The sequence below is a fragment of the Leucobacter chromiiresistens genome, assembly GCF_001477055.1.
GTDB lineage: Bacteria > Actinomycetota > Actinomycetes > Actinomycetales > Microbacteriaceae > Leucobacter > Leucobacter chromiiresistens_A.
This window is the reverse complement of sequence record NZ_LDRK01000185.1, coordinates 1-737: the sequence shown is the minus strand read 5'-3', so window position 1 is coordinate 737 and position 737 is coordinate 1. Positions and strand designations below refer to the sequence as shown.

Here is a 737-nt window from a genome sequence, read left to right as displayed (position 1 = left end):
GTCTCGTGGGCTCGGCGAAGGCCAGGAAGTCCGCGGGGATCAGGCGGGTGCCCTGGTGGATCAGCTGGTAGAAGGCGTGCTGGCCGTTGGTGCCGGGCTCGCCCCAGAAGATCTCCCCGGTCTCGGTGGTCACCGGGGAGCCGTCCCAGCGCACGGACTTGCCGTTGGACTCCATGGTCAGCTGCTGCAGGTAGGCGGGGAAGCGGTGCAGGTGCTGGTCATAGGGCAGCACCGCGTGGGAGTCCGCGCCGCAGAAGTTGACGTACCAGACGTTGATCAGGCCCATCAGCAGCGGCAGGTTGGCCTCGGGTGCTGCGGTGCGGAAGTGCTCGTCCATCGTGTGGAAGCCGGCCAGCAGCTCCTCGAAGACGTCCGGACCCAGCACCACGGCCAGGATGGTGCCGATCGCGGAGTCCACGGAGTAGCGCCCGCCCACCCAGCTCCAGAAGCCGAAGGCGTTGGCGGGGTCGATGCCGAAGGCCTCCACCTTGTCCAGGGCGGTGGACACGGCCACGAAGTGCTTGGCGCCCGCCCTGGACAAGGTGGAGGCCTTCGGCATCGACCCCGCCAACGCCTTCGGCTTCTGGAGCTGGGTGGGCGGGCGCTACTCCGTGGACTCCGCGATCGGCACCATCCTGGCCGTGGTGCTGGGTCCGCACGTCTGCGAGGCGCTGCTGCCAGGCTTCCTCACGATGGACGAGCACTTCCGCACCGCAGCACCCGCGGCAACCCTGGCC

The 737-nt window shown here is 69.1% G+C and carries 2 pseudogenes; one reads left to right on the top strand and one right to left on the bottom strand.

The window, feature by feature from the left end:
• Positions 1-538, bottom strand: a pseudogene (locus NS354_RS12990) (glucose-6-phosphate isomerase); the annotation flags it as partial.
• Between NS354_RS12990 and NS354_RS12985 the strand changes: the two are divergent.
• Positions 471-737 (top strand): annotated as a pseudogene (locus NS354_RS12985) (hypothetical protein); the annotation flags it as partial. The pseudogenes NS354_RS12990 and NS354_RS12985 sit on opposite strands and share 68 nt — an antisense overlap.